At 67.6% G+C, this 349-nt stretch carries 1 pseudogene; it reads left to right on the plus strand.

Annotation, left to right across the window (positions count from 1 at the left end):
- Positions 1-349 (plus strand): annotated as a pseudogene (locus K7472_RS32315) (2-oxoacid:acceptor oxidoreductase subunit alpha); the annotation flags it as partial.

Raw genomic sequence — 349 nt, forward strand, 5'->3', positions numbered from 1 at the left:
ACCCGTGATCGCGGAGGCGAACATCACCGCGTACCGGGCGGGGTGGAACTTCGGGGAGACCACGGAGGAATTCGCCACCGTCTACGAGGTGGCCCCCGCCTCGAAAGCCTTCACCCCGGGCACGTACAGGAACATCTCCGGCAACCTCGCCCTGGCTTATGGTCTGATCGCAGCCGGCAGCCAGGCAGATCTGCCACTGTTCCTGGGCTCGTATCCGATCACTCCGGCCTCCGACATCCTGCATGAGCTGGCGCGGCACAAGAACTTCGGGGTGCGCACGTTCCAGGCGGAGGACGAGATCGCGGGGATCGGCGCCGCACTCGGCGCCGCCTTCGGCGGAGCCCTGGCC

The sequence above is a fragment of the Streptantibioticus parmotrematis genome, from assembly GCF_019890615.1.
Classification (GTDB): domain Bacteria; phylum Actinomycetota; class Actinomycetes; order Streptomycetales; family Streptomycetaceae; genus Streptantibioticus_D; species Streptantibioticus_D parmotrematis.